The sequence below is a fragment of the Acinetobacter sp. YH12129 genome, from assembly GCF_013418685.1.
Lineage (GTDB): Bacteria > Pseudomonadota > Gammaproteobacteria > Pseudomonadales > Moraxellaceae > Acinetobacter > Acinetobacter amyesii.
Genome location: NZ_VPBP01000012.1, coordinates 51,910 through 69,414, shown reverse-complemented (window position 1 = coordinate 69,414; position 17,505 = coordinate 51,910). Strand labels below are relative to the sequence as shown.

Genomic DNA, 17,505 nt, shown 5'->3' with positions numbered 1-17,505 from the left:
GATGATCAGTATATTGATAAGTATGCAGATACATTTGATGGCAATGACCGCATTCAAACTTCATCGGCATTTGTAGTAAATATGACATGTCCCACCTCTGCTTGAATTGTTGTTTTGATTCAAATTATTCAGCAAAGTTCAGACCAATTTATAAAATTTCTATTTTCTCACATTGTTACTAAATATGTCGTTATTAAAAAAGCCCTCGTATTGAGGGCTTTTAGTTTTAGATGTTTACTTAACGTGTGAGTTGTTGAAAACGTTGTAAGGTATTTTCAAAATAACATTTACCCACAGCAACAGGGTGCTTCAGAAAATCTTGAGTTTCAATGGTGCCTTGTAACTGACCCGGTTGTTTACAGTTTGGGCAGTTTGGATAGCTATGGAGCATATCGCCCGCATATTTTTGTAAATAAACCGTATTGCACGCTTCGCAATGAAATTTCATAGGTAATTTTATAGCTGTAGGCATAGGGAGAAACCTGAGTATATTTTGAGCAGAATATACTCGATAATTGTTTAAATAATAAGTCCCGAAATGACAAAAAAGAGGCAAAATTGCCCCTTTCGTCGGTTTTATGGAAAGCTTAGAGGTGTGTAAAAATTTCTTCAGCATTCAGACGTGATTTAGGTAATTTCGCATTGAAATCATTTTCGCTACGATAGCCTAAAGTCATCAGTACAGAAGGAATCAAGTTTTGTTCAACTAAGCCCAATTCTTCAGTGATGATCGCTTCGTCAAATCCACCAATCGGTGTTGCATCCACACCTTCAATGCCTGCTGCCAAAAGCATTTGACCTAAAGCAATAAATGTTTGGTTTTCAGCCCAACGTTGAATATTACCTTTTTCATTACGATAATAATCGACATAACCTGTACGGCTGTCTTTTTGACCTTGTTTGGCTTTGTCATCTTTAAAGCGACCACTACGATCATCCTGATTTAAAAGATTATCTAAATGCTCTGCAGTGATGTCTGCTTTAGTACAGAATAAAATCGTATGTGATGAATCTAAAACTTTTGGGGCATTGTAGGCATATTTACCCACTAAGGCTTTAGCAATGCGTTGTTTGGCTGCATTATTATCTGCAATAAAAAAATGCCAAGGCTGAATATTAATAGAAGATGGTGCTAAACGGAGTATTTGTAATAAACGCTCAAATTGTTCCTGCGGAATTTTTTTAGCAGGATCATAAGCTTTCGTGGTATAGCGTTGTTTTGATACGTTTAACAGATCCATCGAATATCTCCAGATATAGTTTGCTGTAGTTTAGCGGATAAACGGCCGAATGGTCTAAGGAGAAAATTTTCCAAGGATAGATCTTAGTCGTATATGCTGTACTCAATGGCTAAAAATTAACAGATTTAAGCTGTATGAAGTGCGAATTAGAGTTATATAAAATCATAAGATAGATAAATGCTATTGGTAGTTTTTGCCAAAAGGCGTTTAATTAATTGTAGTTAATCATAGTTTAAGCATGAGACAGTAGCGATGGATTACACCAATCATTTCAAGAAAAAATTAAAAACCGAACAGCAGATTGGTTTATGGGTCGGATTAGCCGATGCTTATGGGACTGAAATAGCTGCAAATGCAGGTTATGACTGGTTGCTAATTGATGGCGAGCATGCACCAAGTGACTTGCGGACGACATTGTCGCAATTGCAAAGTATTGCAGCATATCCTTCGCAAGCCGTAGTTCGACCTCCAATTGGGAGTGTGCAACTGATTAAACAACTCTTGGATATCGGTGCGCAAACCTTGCTCATCCCTATGGTCGAAACTGTTGAACAAGCTCAACTTATGGTTAAGGCAGTACGTTATCCACCTGAAGGTATTCGAGGTGTTGGTGCAGCTTTAGCTCGTGCAACACGTTGGAACAGTATTCCTGACTATTATGAAAATGCACATGAAAATATCTGTTTACTGATTCAGATTGAGTCGGTTGAAGGGATTAAAAACTTAGATGAAATACTGAAAATTGATGGCATCGATGGGGTGTTTATTGGTGCAGTGGATTTGTCGGCGACCATGGGTTATCAAGGGAATCCGAACCATCCTGAAGTACAAAAAACCGTGATTGATGCGATTCAGCGCATACGTAAGGCGGGTAAAGCCGCAGGTATTTTGTCGACACAACATGATGTGACTCAGAAATATATCGAGTTAGGCACAGAATTTGTTGCCGTGGGTGTCGATACCAGTGTGCTCATGAATTCGTTACGAGAGCTTTTATCGAAGTATAAAACCGATACCCAAGTAATGAAAACAGAAGGTGGTTACTAAGTGGTACAGCCTTGGTTATATTATTTACTGTGTGGGTAATTAATTTACTCGTTGGTTAAAAAAATTAATTCAATAATTTTAGCAAAAGTAGTGGCTTAGAGTATATATAAGCCCTACTTTTGCTAATCAAAGCGCAATATTGTATACTTCTGCTTAACTCGAAGCGGGTAATGTTTCTGCTTATCTTTTTTTATTTAGCTGATTGTGATTTATCTGTATTCAAGCTTCTGACTTGAATCATATCTTTGTAACTACAGAATTATTATTCCAAACCCGATTGATTAATCTCTTTGTTCTGTCACAAAAAGCTCACATGTTGAGTAAATCTTTTGAATATTTTAAATACTTGGCAAACTGCCAAAGCCGTAAATGGCGACGAAATTAATGTAAAAATGGTGCCTTTAAAACGTCAACAAAATACCAATGCTGGTTTAATTTGGGTTGATGTTGGGCAAATGGTTGAATTAGAAACAGGCGAGACATTTAACCTGAATCTAGATGGCAAAAGCTTCTATACTGGCCCAAACCAGCTATATCGCTTAGCCTAAAAGCAAAAAACAGCAGATGATCTGCTGTTTTTTTTTGCTTAATTTAAAGTCTACGTTTGCATGGTCTGGATGCGTATATTAATCAAATATGATGGTAAGTTTTTCTAAAGGCTAACGATTAGAAAGCTATGGACTAGTAAGACCAAATTTTTAATTTTAAATCACTCACAGATGGGTTTTCACCAATCTCTAATATTTGAGCTTGTTCTGTACGCCAGTCCCCTAAAACGATACGAGGTTTGCCATGCACATCGTGTATTTGGGGGCGGTGGGTATGTCCATGAATCAGTAGATCGGCATGCTCTAAAGCTTTTTCTACAGCTTCGGCATTTACATCCATGATTTCATAAGATTTAACTTGCTTGGTTTCTGTACTTTTTTTGCGGAAGCCATTGGCGATTTTTTGTCGAATGCTAAGCGGTAAGCTCTTTAAGAAACCTAAAAGCAAAGGATTACGAATCACTTTACGAAACTTTTGGTAAGACACATCATCGGTGCAAAGTAAATCGCCATGTTCGAGGCGAATTTTATAGTTGCCAATGTGGAGATAATCAACGTCTTGTAATAATTGACCGTGAAATTTATTTAAAAACTTTTGACCCAATGCAAAGTCACGATTACCCACTTGGAAATAAATTTGATTTCCCAAAGCAGTAAAATCTTTTAGCACTGCAATGATTTCATCTAACCAAGGGGCAGTGAAGTCATCACCAATCCAAGCATTAAACCAATCACCTAAAATATACAGCTGGGTATTTTGAGTTTTGTATTGTTCTAACAAAGCTAAAAACCCCCGAACGAGTCGAGGGTGTTCAGGTGACAAATGTAAATCAGCGATAAACAGATAGGTCACGAATCTTTTCCTTTGAATCTCCCTAAATCCCTCTTTAAAAAAGAGGGACTTTTCCTCCCTTTTATAAAGGGAGGTTAGGAGGGATTCTTATTCAGAAATGATTTTAGCTGATTCGATTACAACGTTCTCTAGAGGAACGTCAGCGTGGTAACCACGGTTACCAGTGCGAACGCTTTTGATTGCGTCAACAACGTCAAGACCTTCAGTTACTTTACCGAATACTGCATAGCCCCAACCTTGCGCTGTTTTACCAGTGTGGTTAAGGAAAGAGTTGTTTTTCACGTTAATGAAGAATTGAGCTGAAGCAGAGTGAGGTGCTTGAGTACGTGCCATAGCGATCGTACCAACATCATTGCTTAAACCGTTGTCAGCTTCGTTTTCAATAGAATCACGAGTTGTTTTTTCTTTGAAGTTTTCATCCATGCCGCCGCCTTGGATCATGAAACCATCAATAACACGGTGGAAAATCACGCCGTCATAGAAACCATCGCGAACATACTGTAAGAAGTTTTCAGCAGTTTTAGGTGCTTTTTCAGTGTTAAGCTCAAGAACAATACGACCTTTATTGGTGTTTAATTCGACTTGAGGAAAACTCATTGTGTAATCTCCTGTACATGGACATGAAAGCCATGGGTTTTTTGGTTGTGAGAAGCATAAGCAAACTGTAAACTACAAGGCAAGTAAAAACGTTACTTTCTTTGTTAAAAATGAAGAAAAGCGTTTTAATTATCCTAATTTTATCTTTATAGAAGTGATTTTATTACCATGAAGCCAAACGATGTTGTTTCATCCCTGCCTAACAATCCGACAACCAAGAACAATGCCCCTGTCGAAGCTGCGCAGCAGGAACAACAGCCAGGCTTAGATTTTGTACGTCAGGTCATTACCGATGATTTATCAGCAGGTCGTACAGAACAAGTTGTAACACGTTTTCCACCTGAGCCAAATGGCTACCTACATATTGGTCATGTAAAAGCTATTTGTCTGAACTTTGGTATTGCTCAAGAATTCGCGGGTCTATGTAACCTCCGTTTTGACGATACAAACCCAGATGCCGAAGAACAAGAGTATGTAGACGGTATTGCCAATGACGTGAAATGGCTAGGTTTTGAGTGGAACGGCGAGCCACGTTATGCATCGAGCTATTTTGATCAGCTTTACACTTGGGCAGTTCAATTGATTGAACAAGGTGATGCCTATGTGGATTTGCAAAGCCCTGAAGAAATCAAACTAAACCGCGGTAATTTTGTTGAGCCGGGTAAAAACTCGCCGCAACGTGATGCTAGCGTAGAAGAAAACTTAGCGCGTTTTGAACAAATGCGTAATGGTGAGTTAGGAGAAGGTCAGGCAGTACTACGTGCCAAAATTGACATGACTTCACCTAACATCCATATGCGTGATCCTATTTTGTATCGTATTTTGCATTCAGAACATCACCAAACTGGTGATAAATGGAAAATGTACCCAATGTACGATTATGCGCATCCATTATCAGATGCCATTGAAGGAGTTACGCATTCACTGTGTACACTAGAGTTTGTTGATCATCGTCCGTTCTATGACTGGGTTGTAGAGAAAGTTAAATCCCCATCTGTACCACGTCAGTACGAATCAAGCCGTCTAAATGTGGATTACACCATTACCTCTAAACGTAAATTACGTAAATTGGTTGAAGGTGGATTTGTGAATGGTTGGGATGACCCACGTATGCCGACCGTTGTGGGTATGCGCCGTCGTGGCTTTACTCCAGAAGGTCTACGTGACTTCTGCAAACGTGTAGGTGTAACGAAAGTTGATGGCAGTATCGTAGATGTTGCAATGCTTGAATACTGCATCCGTCAGTCTTTAGAAAATACTGCTTCGCGTGGCATGGCTGTGTTGAATCCACTCAAAGTGACTTTAACTAACTTGCCTGAAGCGATGGATTTGGTGCATGCACGTCATCCAAACGTAGACATGGGTGACCGTATCATTCCGTTGACTCAAGACATTTACATTGATCGTAAAGACTTTGAAGAAGTTGCACCTAAAGGCTTTAAACGTCTGATTCCGGGCGGTGAAGTGCGTTTACGTCATGCGTATGTGATTAAGTGCGATGAAGTGATTAAAGACGAGAACGGTGAAGTGGTTGAATTGAAATGTTCAATTGACCCTGAAACTTTAGGTAAAAACCCCGAAGGCCGTAAGGTGAAGGGCGTTGTACATTGGGTTTCTGCAAGCAAAGGTATTGCTGCGGAAGTTCGTATCTACGACCGTTTATTTACTGAGTCAGACCCTGAAGTGGGTGATGACTTCCTTGCTAACTTAAACCCTGAATCGCTGAAAGTGGTTCAAGCGGTGATTGAGCCTGCATTGGCAGAAGTAAAACCTGAAGACCGTTTCCAATTTGAACGTGAGGGTTACTTTGTTGCAGATCAGTTTGATCATACAGCAGAAAAACCGGTGTTTAACCGCATCTTAGATTTGAAAGACAGTTTCAAACCGGGTAAATAAAATCTTAGATTTTTAAAGGGATTCATCTTTGAATCCTATATAGATTAAGATCAAGTAGGTTAAAATTAAGCTCAACTTCGGTTGGGCTTTTTTTATGGTTGAGATGGTTCATTAAGGCAGTACAGAGGGAAAATAAGTGATCATTCGAAATAAAAATAATAGCTTTAAACTTTTATTTGCATGGCATGGCACGATACTCCCAAAAGTTATGCCTGCTTTAGCCGTCGTGGTGAGTTTGTCTGCGATTTTGGTGTATCTAAGCGCTGCACACTACCTGAATACGCCTGAAGTTCCAGCCATCGGATTTACCATCTTTGGGGTAATTCTATCGATCTTTTTGAGTTTTCGAAATACTGCCTGTTATGACCGTTGGTGGGAAGGGCGCAAGCTTTGGGGTTCATTGATTGCCAATACTCGTCACATGATTCGGGATAGTCATGTACTTGAAGATGAGCAGAGAACCGTGTTGATGTACCGCATCATGCTGTTTTGCAACTTATTACGTGATCGTTTACGCCATGAATCACAAGATATTGTACATTTTAAAGATGGTGTAGATTTGACAGATCAGCAATGGCAGCAATGCCGAGACAATATCAACGCACCACAGTATTTACTTGAAATTATTCAAAAAGATTTAGTCAAAACCTATAAACAAGGTCAGATTACAGATATTATTTACAGCACGCTTACACGTCATACTGTAGCAATGGGTGATATCCATGCAGGCTGTGACCGTATTATGACCACGCCACTACCATTTTCCTATTCGGTGCTTTTACATCGCGCGGTGTATTCATTTTGTCTGATTTTGCCGTTTAGCCTAGAGGCCAGTTTAGGGATTTGGACACCTGTTATTGTGGCTTTGATTGCATATTTATTTTTAGGTTTGGATGCGTTAAGTGCAGAGCTAGAAGAGCCTTTTGGCTTGCAGGAAAATGATTTACCGCTGGACTCGATTGTACGAAACATTGAGCGTGAAATGTATAGCAGCTTAGAAGTTGAACTTCCGCCGCTGATTAAGACTTTTAACAGTAATTTAAGATAAATTCTTGGCCTAATTTTCAGATAAATTCGGCGATACGTACCAAGCATATTGATGCTGAAAATAATCGTCCAAGTGCTGCATAAAGGCCTGTACTTTAGGCGGGACAAAATGTCGATGCGGAATTACCACATAGATTGCTGTGCTTTGAACAGGGATTGCTGGTAGAACTTGGACAAGTCGGCCAGAGAGTAGATCGTCCTCCACATGCCAAATAGAGTGGTTTGAGATGCCTAAACCTGCAAGTGCTGCTTGGCGTACGCCTTCACCTGAGTTGATATGAAATTGCCCTGAAACAGGTATTTTTATGCTGTGTTGATCTTGGAAAAATGTCCAATGCTGCGAAACGCCCTTTGGGTATTTCTGCAAAATGCATTGGAGCATAGAGAGCTCTTCTAGAGAGCGAGGTTCGCCATGTTGTTTGATATAGCTAGGCGAGGCACACAAAATACGACGGTTTAAGCTGAGTGGTTTAGCAATCAGCGATGAGTCTTCTAGCTGTCCAATACGTATCGCAACGTCGATACCTGCGGAGACCAAATCTAAATTTTGATCGGTCTGTTCAATATCTAAAGTCAATGTTGGGTGTAGATTGGCAAAGGCTGCAAATACTGGCCCTAAAATACGATTTCCAAAAACTTCTGAACAGGTGATTTTTAATACCCCACTAAGTTGTTGTGGTTCAGGCTGAAATTGGCCTAGCAGAGAATTAAATTGTTCGAGTAAGGGAAAACCTTGCTGCAATAAAACAGCACCCTCCTGTGTTAAATGTAGTTGCCGTGTAGTGCGATGAAATAAGCGCAGCCCTAAACTTTGTTCAAGTCTGTGTAGACGGCTACTAGCGACAGAAACAGAGAGATTGGCTTCTTTGGCAGCTTGACTGATTGAACCCAGTGCCGCCATTCGTGTGAATAAGTCGAAATCTTCAGTTAGCATTATCAATATAATCAAGAAAGTCTTTCTCGATATTCAGGGTTTTTCTGATAAATATCTGTGCCTATTCTGTGTATAAATTAAACACAGGAAATCACCATGAACTATCACAATCTAGGGCAATCTGGCTTACAAGTTTCAGAGTTCGGCTTTGGTGCAGGTACATTTGGCGGGCAAGGCCCTATTTTCTCTGCATGGGGGCAATCGAGTTTAAATGATGCCCAACGTATGATTGATCTGTGTATTGATCAAGGCGTGAATTATTTCGATACCGCAGATGCTTACTCAAATGGTGCCTCTGAGCAGATGCTCGGTGCATTACTTCAATCAAAACGCCAAGAGGTGATTATTTCCAGCAAAGTGGGTATTCTAGAAGCTATATAATTCAAGCCGTGGAGGCGAGTTTAAATCGTTTAGGCACAGATTATATTGATGTGCTGCAACTACATCAGTTTGATAGCACGACGCCACTTGAGCAGCTGATGCGCAGTTTGGATGACTTGGTACGTAGTGGAAAAGTTCGCTATATCGGTGCGTCGAATTTTTCAGGCTGGCAGCTCATGAAAGCTCAGTCGATTGCCCAACAGCAGGGCTATGAAAAGCTAAGTGTGCATCAAGTCTATTATTCTTTGATTGGACGTGACTATGAATGGGAGTTGATGCCTGCGCAGCATGATCAACAGATTGGTGCAGTGGTATGGAGTCCGCTAGGCTGGGGGAGATTAACAGGAAAATTTGATCGTGAGCATGCGATTCCAAAGCAAAGTCGACTACATGAGACAGCACAATTCGCACCACCAGTTCAACACGAAAAGTTATTTGCAGTGTTAGATGTAATGCAAGAAATCGCCATGGAAACAGGGCACTCTATTCCACAGATTGCATTGAATTGGCTGAAAACCAGACCGACAGTGTCTAGCATTTTGATAGGCGCACGTAATGAACAGCAACTGTTGGATAACCTTGCGGCGAAGGAATGGTCATTAAGCTTAGAGCAGTTAGCCCGATTAGACGCAGTCAGTGCAGTGTATCCACCTTATCCATACTATCCCTATTGGAATGGGCAATTTACAGAGAAGAATCCCACGCTAGTGACATCAGCCTCTATTTCAGAACATACAGCAGAATAGGGCAATAACAATTCAGTGGTAGGCAATGATCAGTTCTCTGTGCTATCACTGAATAAAATTATAATATGAAGGAATGCTGATGAGTGTCGTGATTGAAACCCAGATGTTAATTCGTAAGTCCATCAATATCGTATTTAATGCTTTTGTTGATCCATTAATTACACAGCATTTTTGGTTTAGTGCATCGAGTGGATATCTAGAAGAAGGTAAAACGGTGCAATGGACTTGGCAAAAATATAATGCAGTCGCCGATGTAGACGTGCTGAATATTAAGGAAAACAAATTAATTCAAATACAGTGGGGTGAACCAAAAACTCAGGTCGATTTTATTTTTGAGCAAATTAGCCCGATGGAAACCTATGTTCGCATCAAAAATTCAAAGATTCCTCTGCAAGGTCAGGCATTGATTGATTTTATTATTGATAGTACAGGTGGTTTTACAACGGTTTTGGATGCAGCCAAAATTTATTTAGAACATGGCCTGCAAAGCAATTTGGTTGAAGATAAATTTCCACCTTTTAGCAATGCGAACTTTTAGCAATGTGAAGAGTGACCAAGATTAAGCATTACATCTGATACGCTAAAATAAAAAGCTTGTGTATTGGCACAGGATCTCTAAGCAATGTGCTGATCTACTGAAATTTGATAAAGCCACAGTTCAACGATGCTGTAGTGGATTAACGATTTTTATGTTCTTCACGCTTTAAATAGGTATAAACCGGCATCTGCATTTTGGCTTTTTCGCGCAGTTTCTTTTTGATATAGAACACCAGTGCAAAGCAAGTAGTGGTCACGGTCAGCATCATGCTACTCATAAAACTCATCAGAGAACTGACATAACCAATCGTGGTGAGTCGGTTCATCATACGAAACACCTGAGGACTACTTTCAACACCGGTAATGGCCCATGTGCATAAGTGTTCGCAGTTATTAATAATCAGATGATAGTTGTTTTCATGCATACGTGAGCGCATGCGACGCACCACTTTACGCCCTTTAAATTTTGGATTGCTGTACGACTGAACGATGATTTTTTTGCCGTGACTGAAATTTTCGATAGAAGTCATTTCAATCGGATGTTTTTTGAAAAGGTGTGCAAAACCTGAGTAGTGAATGACTCTACCGCGGCCGGCATATATGCCATGATGGCTATAACCGAAGTGTTTAACAATCAGATGTGTTCCAAGAGGAAAACCATCTTTCTGCACATGCATGTATTTACCAGTCCTACTTTAAATCCGAATTATTTTTAAAGATTAGTCTACTTTTAATCTGTGAATTAATCGACTATTTTAGCGATGATTTAGCTAAAATTTGTTCGATTTTTAACGTGCGCTATGGATAGGGTCATGCTTGGTCTTCAATTAACCTCAATGTTTAAAAAAATGCGCTTTATGATGCTGCTCGGTCTGATTTTCTCACCGAGTATTTCCTATGCCAATATTCAAGCGAAACGTGTCAGTCAGCCTATTGCCGTGGATGTGGTTGAAATTTTCGATCTGAGTCAACTGAAGCTCTATTTATATGATACACAGCAGCAGCCATATCAAGACCTACAGCGACTAAAGCAGGTATTAGCGCGTAAGTGTAATACGATGAACTTCGCAATGAATGCCGGGATGTATCATGCAGACTTAGCACCTGTTGGTCTATACGTTGAAAATGGAGTGCAGAAAAAAGCCTTGAATCGTGCAACACGAGGCTTTGGTAATTTTTTAATTCAGCCGAATGGTGTTCTAGCATGGAATGGCAAGCAAGCGGTGATATCAACCACACAAAAATATGCTTCCACAGATTTTAAGGCACGTTATGCAACGCAGTCAGGTCCAATGCTGGTGGTAGATGGAAAAATCAATCCAAACTTTATCCCACAGTCAGATTCATTGAAAATCCGCAATGGTGTGGGGATCAAAAACGGCAAGTTGTATTTTGTGATCAGTCGTGAAGGCGTGTCGTTTTATGCATTTGCACAATATTTTAAGCAGCAATTATCGATTAACAATGCCTTGTATTTAGATGGATCTGTGTCTAGTGCAGATATCCAAGCGTTGAATAGACATGATTCGAGTTTAAAACCTTTAGGGCCAATTGTAGCGTATACAACAGGATCTCAATGCAAACAATAAAAGCCCGAATAATCGGGCTTCATCTGTACAGTGTTTAGATTGATAGCAACTACTGTTTATTTGCCGACTAAACCTAAAAAGGTACTTTGGGTTTGGCACATTTGAATGGCTTGTTCTTTAGATTGTTTTTTAATACTTTCTTCAAACTGTTTTTTCTGTTCTTTGATTTGTTCTTCGTTTAAGCCCATTTGTTTCGACAAGGCTTCGAGTTTGTCCCAAGATTCTTCGCATTCTTTGGGAATTTGGCTACAAGCACTTAGACTAAGTATGCAGCAGGCGATTAGGCAATTTGTTAATTTATTCATGTGCATTCCTTTAGTTTTTATATCAATGCTGTTTAGAGGTCATCTGCCTCTAATTTAGTGCAATATTAGGTTTTATTGTCGTGTGTTTAAAAAATAGACATCACTGAGTTGCCTTGGAGCATAGCATAAAAGCTGTAAATAGCGATGTGGCCAATCCACAAAACCTGATCTGTAAATAAGCGGCATACTTTTGATTAGACTAAAAATGAAAAAGGCACTCTGTAAAACAGAATGCCTTGTTTGAACATTGAATGTTCAGACTCTACTGTAGAGGTAGATGCTGGATTTCATTTAATTCCTTACGGCTATAACCGCGCGAAGCGAGTACTTTTTTGATACCGAGGATAACATCTTCATCCGTTGCCTTTGTAAGAGCAGCAATAAGCTGTTCATTGGTTTTACAAGAGCAATCATTTTCAACACAGGCAATTTGATTCTTATGCCCGTTTTGCTGTTCTGTAGCGAACAACTTATGCCAAAAACTCATAGAGCCTTCATTTGCGACCTAACATAGGACGAAATATAACCAATCCAATAAATAAAGCAAGACTACTAAAGTGAAATTTTAGCCACTTGAATCATCATTTTTTCGATTGGACTTTTAAAATCTTTAACTTATTTGTTCTTAAAGCTGTTCATAAATATGCATGTGACGAGAAAATAAAGCTTTTTTAGCATATAAAAAAGGAGCTTTTAGAAAGCTCCTTTTATGACAGCAACATGACTTGAAATAATTTGTTTAAATCTTCTCAAGAAACACACCAGACTCTACATGGTGTGTATAAGGGAACTGATCAAATAAGGCAAATTTGCTGATTTTATGCGTTTGTGAAAGCAGTTTGAGATTGTCATGCAAAGTATCTGGATTGCATGAAATATAGATAATGCGTTCAAAACGTTGCAACAGTTTTAGTGTTTCATCATCGATACCTGCACGCGGTGGATCGACAAATACCGTATCGAAGTTATAGCTTGAAATTTCAATCTCAGCTTCTTCAAGGCGGCGGAATGTACGTTCAGCATTGTAGGCTTGGGTAAACTCTTCAGCTGAAAGACGAGCCACTTGGATATTATCAATACCATTTTGCTCAATATTCCACTGCGCGGCATAAACTGAAGACTTGGCTAATTCGGTTGCCAAAACGCGATTAAAGCGTGTTGAAAGAGGCAGCGTGAAATTACCATTACCACAGTAGAGCTCAAGTAAGTCTTTGTCTGAATGATCGGCAGCCTGACACGCCCATTCCAGCATTTTTTGACATACGCCGGCATTGGGCTGCGTGAAGCTACTTTCGATTTGTTTGTACTGATATTTACGGTCAAACACTTGGAGTTCTTCAATCACATAGTCATCAGTCAAAATCACGCGCTGACCACGACTACGACCATAAATCTTGATATTGAGCTTTGCAGACAGCGCTTTGGCAGCAACTTCCCATTCAGCATTTAGCGGGCAGCGGTAAACCAATGAAACCAGCATTTCACCTTTCAGCGTTGCTAAGAAATGAACTTCAAATAATCGGCTAGATAAGATCTCTTGTGCCTTGAGTTCATTTAATAATACGGGCATTAAATCATTAATGCTTTTATCTGCAATCGGGAAATCTTTAATTTCTACAACTTGTTTTTCATTGTCTGCATTGCGTTCAAACATTGCATAGAACATATCATTTTCAGTATGCCAAATTCGGAATTCCGCTCGCATACGAAAGTTTTGTTCAGCAGAAGGAAAAACTTCTAAAGAGGGAGGGTTGTATTCTGAAAATTGAGCCGTAATGCGGGCAACTTTGGCATCAAGTTGTTGCTGATAAGTTGAAGTCATATGCAGTAAAAAATCGCAAACATATTAAAAAAAGTCATGTTAGCAAAATTCACCTTATAAGACTAAATTAATTCCACTTTTGGCTGTATTTATCTGTAGAGAAGATGAGTCTGAATACGCTAAATAGAATATTTATCTAGGGGAAGTTAAAAAAACGCTCAATCTTTATGGAACATTCATAAAGATTGAGCTAAGTGAGGAACTGATTAGTTGGAGTTCAATTCAGTGTTTAATTCATTGTCATTAAGCTGGCATTACCACCAGCTGCCGCTGTATTGACACTGATTGCCCGCTCAATCACGAAACGTTCTACAGGGATGTCATATTGGCCTGAAGCCAAATGCGTAATGCCAATAATTGCACCTTCACGAGACGCGATGACTTGTTGAATTTTTAATAACTCAGCTTTTTCACCATGATGTAAAACCGCATCAAAATTGCCATGATAAATATCCGTGATCACTTTAAATTGGTCTACGAGGATTTTTGGCATGCTATTTAAGTGTTTCAACACAAAAGTATTGTCTGCAAGTACCACGGGCTGACTACCCACCGATAAAATCGCAGCAATTTGATTCAGTTGATCTGCATCATTATTAGCCAATGAAAGCACACCTTTACGTGCCAAAATGGCATATTGGTTGTTTTCACCAGTTGGACCTTGTAGCTCAAAACTTTGTCCAGCGGCTATGGCCTGCGGTGCTTGAATCGCAATGCCTGAAAAATGCTGCTTCGCCCAAGTGTTAAAAGCCTCATATGCAGGGAAGTGTGCAGCTTGCGTTTCTGCCTGAGCCGCATAAGGTGTAGCCAGTTTTTTCTCAGAAACTTGATGCATTAAACGGTAAAGATATAAAGGACCGCCCGCTTTTGGACCAGTACCTGATAAGCCCTCGCCGCCAAAAGGTTGTACACCAACCACAGCGCCTACAATATTACGGTTAATGTATAGGTTGCCAACTTCTGCATGACCGATAACTTTTTGAATCGTGTCATCAATACGTGTATGCAAGCCCATGGTTAAACCATAACCTTTGGCATTGATTTGCGTTAATAGGTTTTCAATCTCACCATATTTGTAGGTGATTAAATGCAATACTGGCCCAAAAACTTCGCGTTCTAAATCATTTAAATTTGGCAGTTCAATCAAAGTTGGTGCAACGAAAGTACCCGTACTTAAGGCATTGCTATCAGCATTAAACATGATTTGATGTACTGGATAGCCTTTGCTACGCATCTTCTCAATATGTTTTTCAATATTTTGCTGTGCTTCAAGGTCGATCACTGGGCCAATGTCAGTTGCTAAAAGTGCAGGATTTCCGACACGAAGTTGCTTCATCGCACCTTGCAACATGGTACGGACAACGTCCACATTATCTTCTTGCACACAGAGAATACGCAGGGCAGAACAGCGTTGACCAGCACTGTCATAAGCAGAGTTAACGACATCCAATACCACTTGTTCTGTCAATGCTGATGAGTCAACAATCATGGCATTTTGACCACCAGTTTCAGCAATCAAAACCACACTTTCGCCAAATTGGTTTAAGCGCTGTGCCACGGTTTTTTGCAAGATACGTGCGACTTCCGTTGAGCCAGTAAACATGATGCCTTGGACACGTGAGTCCGCGCTGAGTTTGGCACCAATGGTTTTGCCACGACCAGGAAGGAGTTGCAATACATCGAAGGGAACACCTGCTTCCCATAAAATACGTACAGCTTGAGCAGCAATCAGAGGCGTTTGTTCAGCAGGCTTGGCAATCACGGTATTACCTGCAACCAAGGCTGCAGCAATTTGACCTGTGAAAATAGCAAGCGGGAAGTTCCATGGGCTAATGCACAGCACAGTGCCAAGAGGTTCAATTTGCGTATTTTCTGCTAGATCAATCATTTGAGCTGCATAATAACGTAGGAAATCTACAGCTTCACGGACTTCAGCAATAGCATTGGCATAAGTTTTACCACTTTCACGTGACAACAACACCAAGAGAGATTGCAATTGTGCTTCCATCAAATCTGCCGCACGGTTTAAGCATGCTGCACGCTGATCTTTGTCTAAAGTTTTCCATGAAGCTTGGGCATTTACAGCATTATTGAGAGCGATTTCCGCTTGCTCTAGACTAGCTTCACTGACACTGCCGACCACGTCACTACGGTTTGCAGGGTTTGTAATGTTGATACTTGCAGTATGAATTTCTTCTAAATTAGCGCCCATTGCACTAGCATGCCACTGGGTATGTGCATGCTGTACTGCCGTGGTATTGAGCTGAGATAAGTCGCGATCATTGGCTAAATCGAGTCCTTTTGAGTTGCGACGTTCAGTGCCATACAAATCTTGCGGAAATGGGATAGAAGGATGCTTCGCTCCAGTGATACCTTCTTTTTCAGCCGTCGCTAATATCGTCTGTCTTGGATTTTCAATTAAATCTTCAATTTTTAAATTTTTATCTGCAATACGGTTGACGAAAGAGGTATTCGCACCATTTTCCAGTAAACGTCGTACCAAATAGGCCAATAAGGTTTCATGGTTACCCACTGGTGCATAAATACGACAAGGCACACCCAGTTTGTTGTCAGACTTCGAACCCACCACTTGTTCATAGAGGGGTTCACCCATGCCGTGAAGGCACTGAAATTCATACTGGCCTGGATAGTAAAGCTCTGGCTGTGCTAATTGGTAGATCGTAGCAACGGTTTGCGCATTGTGTGTTGCAAACTGAGGATAAATTTGCTCAGGTGCAGCCAAGAGTTTTTTAGCACATGCAATATAAGATAGGTCGGTATGAACTTTGCGCGTAAATACAGGATAGTCACTCATACCCTCAATTTGCGCTTTCTTAATTTCGCTGTCCCAGTATGCACCTTTCACCAAGCGAATCATTAAACGTTTTTGGCTACGCTTAGCGAGGTCAATAATATGGTCGACCACATAGAAACAGCGTTTTTGGTAGGCTTGAATCACAAATCCAATACCTTTCCAGTCCGCTAATTTAGGCTCAAAACACAGGCGCTCAAGTAGTTCCAAAGAAATTTCTAGGCGGTCAGTTTCTTCAGCATCAATGTTTAGACCAATATTGTAATGCTTGGCTAATACAGCAAGTTCTAGCACTTTGCCATAAAGCTCGTTATGCACACGGTCGATCTGTGAACGTTGATAGCGTGGGTGTAGGGCAGACAATTTGATCGAAATACCTGCGCCGTTATAAACATCCTTACCTTCTGAGGCTTGACCAATCGCGTGGATCGCATCGGTATAGTCTTGATAATAACGTTCTGCATCAGGTTCAGTTAATGCTGCTTCACCTAACATGTCATATGAATAGCGGAAGCCTTTGTCTTCTAATACTTCTGCATGTTTAAGCGCTTCATTGATGGTTTCACCTGTAACAAACTGTTCACCCATCATACGCATAGCCACATCGACAGCTTTACGGATAATGCCACGTCCACTGCGTGCTAAAATACCCGTCAATAGACTAGACAGACTTTTTTGTTGAGGGGTTTCCATCAGTTTGCCCGTTAGCATTAATCCCCAAGCAGCAGCATTAACGAACATGAGGCTACTTTGGCCAACATGATCTTTCCAGTTACCTTGGTTGATTTTATCTTTGATCAGTAAATCACGTGTTGCTTTGTCTGGAATACGGAGTAGCGCTTCAGCTAAACACATGAGCGCGATGCCTTCCTGAGAAGACAATGAAAACTCTTGTAGCAAGCCTTGTACAATGCCTGCTTTACCTGTACCGCTTTTACGTTCACGTAATGAATGGGCTAAGTCAAAAGCCAATTGTTGAATTTGATCGCTGATCGGGGAAGGGATTTCACTGTGTGCTAATAAGTTTTCAATGCACTCAGTTTCAGCACGACGCCATGCTGTATTAATCGATTGTTCAAAGCTATTCTTGTCTTTAAATTCAATGATGTAGTCATCGCTTCCCGTGACTTCAAATACTTTTCCATTCATG

Annotated in this window: 16 protein-coding genes and 1 pseudogene; 7 read left to right on the top strand and 10 right to left on the bottom strand. The window is 40.3% G+C overall.

Translation table 11 applies throughout. The annotated features are described in order from the left end of the window. Positions 1–238: 238 nt before the first annotated feature. Positions 239–472 carry a hypothetical protein gene (locus FTU65_RS08320; protein ID WP_078188692.1) on the bottom strand — a complete coding sequence of 78 codons (234 nt, stop codon included), beginning with the start codon at positions 470–472 and terminating at the stop codon, positions 239–241. 115 nt (positions 473–587) lie between these two features. Beyond that, positions 588–1,241, bottom strand: a complete 654-nt coding sequence (nfsB, locus tag FTU65_RS08315; RefSeq protein ID WP_180065074.1) for an oxygen-insensitive NAD(P)H nitroreductase — start codon at positions 1,239–1,241, stop codon at positions 588–590. Between the two features lie 252 nt (positions 1,242–1,493). On the opposite strand from nfsB, the gene hpaI reads away from it, so the two are divergent. Both hpaI and FTU65_RS08305 read left to right on the top strand, forming a co-directional pair. After that, on the top strand, positions 1,494–2,288 hold the full coding sequence (gene hpaI, locus FTU65_RS08310) for a 4-hydroxy-2-oxoheptanedioate aldolase (RefSeq protein ID WP_180065075.1): 795 nt from the start codon (positions 1,494–1,496) through the stop codon (positions 2,286–2,288). 329 nt (positions 2,289–2,617) lie between these two features. After that, positions 2,618–2,836, top strand: coding sequence for a transposase (locus FTU65_RS08305; protein ID WP_168378619.1), 219 nt, complete (start codon positions 2,618–2,620; stop codon positions 2,834–2,836). Positions 2,837–2,969: 133 nt separating this feature from the next. Here FTU65_RS08305 and FTU65_RS08300 read toward each other — a convergent pair whose 3' ends face one another. Both FTU65_RS08300 and FTU65_RS08295 read right to left on the bottom strand, forming a co-directional pair. Then, positions 2,970–3,689 carry a UDP-2,3-diacylglucosamine diphosphatase gene (locus FTU65_RS08300; protein WP_180065076.1) on the bottom strand — a complete coding sequence of 240 codons (720 nt, stop codon included), beginning with the start codon at positions 3,687–3,689 and terminating at the stop codon, positions 2,970–2,972. 87 nt (positions 3,690–3,776) lie between these two features. Further along, positions 3,777–4,286 carry a peptidylprolyl isomerase gene (locus FTU65_RS08295; RefSeq protein WP_180054407.1) on the bottom strand — a complete coding sequence of 170 codons (510 nt, stop codon included), beginning with the start codon at positions 4,284–4,286 and terminating at the stop codon, positions 3,777–3,779. A 168-nt stretch (positions 4,287–4,454) separates the two neighbouring features. On the opposite strand from FTU65_RS08295, the gene FTU65_RS08290 reads away from it, so the two are divergent. Beyond that, complete coding sequence (locus FTU65_RS08290) at positions 4,455–6,182, top strand: glutamine--tRNA ligase/YqeY domain fusion protein (protein WP_180007837.1); 1,728 nt, start codon at positions 4,455–4,457, stop codon at positions 6,180–6,182. 136 nt (positions 6,183–6,318) lie between these two features. After that, positions 6,319–7,230 carry a bestrophin family protein gene (locus tag FTU65_RS08285; protein ID WP_180065077.1) on the top strand — a complete coding sequence of 304 codons (912 nt, stop codon included), beginning with the start codon at positions 6,319–6,321 and terminating at the stop codon, positions 7,228–7,230. A 9-nt stretch (positions 7,231–7,239) separates the two neighbouring features. Here FTU65_RS08285 and FTU65_RS08280 read toward each other — a convergent pair whose 3' ends face one another. Continuing rightward, positions 7,240–8,163, bottom strand: coding sequence for a LysR family transcriptional regulator (locus FTU65_RS08280; RefSeq protein WP_180065078.1), 924 nt, complete (start codon positions 8,161–8,163; stop codon positions 7,240–7,242). Between the two features lie 96 nt (positions 8,164–8,259). Between FTU65_RS08280 and FTU65_RS08275 the strand changes: the two are divergent. Continuing rightward, positions 8,260–9,290, top strand: a pseudogene (locus FTU65_RS08275) (aldo/keto reductase). 79 nt (positions 9,291–9,369) lie between these two features. Further along, entirely contained in the window at positions 9,370–9,828 is a 459-nt protein-coding gene (locus tag FTU65_RS08270) for an SRPBCC domain-containing protein (protein WP_180026256.1), read from the top strand. Between the two features lie 139 nt (positions 9,829–9,967). On the opposite strand, the gene FTU65_RS08265 is transcribed toward FTU65_RS08270, so the two are convergent. Then, positions 9,968–10,504, bottom strand: coding sequence for a lecithin retinol acyltransferase family protein (locus FTU65_RS08265; RefSeq protein WP_111883727.1), 537 nt, complete (start codon positions 10,502–10,504; stop codon positions 9,968–9,970). 135 nt (positions 10,505–10,639) lie between these two features. Here FTU65_RS08265 and FTU65_RS08260 point away from each other — a divergent pair, with 135 nt between their 5' ends. Continuing rightward, positions 10,640–11,416, top strand: a complete 777-nt coding sequence (locus FTU65_RS08260) for a phosphodiester glycosidase family protein (RefSeq protein WP_257222618.1) — start codon at positions 10,640–10,642, stop codon at positions 11,414–11,416. Between the two features lie 56 nt (positions 11,417–11,472). Here the strand turns inward: FTU65_RS08260 and FTU65_RS08255 are convergent, their stop codons facing one another. The 4 genes from FTU65_RS08255 to putA form a co-directional block, all read right to left on the bottom strand. Continuing rightward, a complete protein-coding gene (locus FTU65_RS08255) occupies positions 11,473–11,721 on the bottom strand; it encodes a hypothetical protein (RefSeq protein WP_180007833.1) in 249 nt (82 codons plus the stop codon). Between the two features lie 262 nt (positions 11,722–11,983). Further along, positions 11,984–12,208, bottom strand: a complete 225-nt coding sequence (locus tag FTU65_RS08250) for a hypothetical protein (RefSeq protein WP_078193492.1) — start codon at positions 12,206–12,208, stop codon at positions 11,984–11,986. Between the two features lie 252 nt (positions 12,209–12,460). Continuing rightward, the gene (gene trmA, locus FTU65_RS08245; RefSeq protein ID WP_180059087.1) at positions 12,461–13,543 is read right to left on the bottom strand and encodes a tRNA (uridine(54)-C5)-methyltransferase TrmA; all 1,083 of its coding nucleotides are present in this window, start codon (positions 13,541–13,543) and stop codon (positions 12,461–12,463) included. Between the two features lie 229 nt (positions 13,544–13,772). Continuing rightward, entirely contained in the window at positions 13,773–17,504 is a 3,732-nt protein-coding gene (putA, locus tag FTU65_RS08240) for a trifunctional transcriptional regulator/proline dehydrogenase/L-glutamate gamma-semialdehyde dehydrogenase (RefSeq protein ID WP_180065493.1), read from the bottom strand. Between the last annotated feature and the right edge of the window lies 1 nt (position 17,505).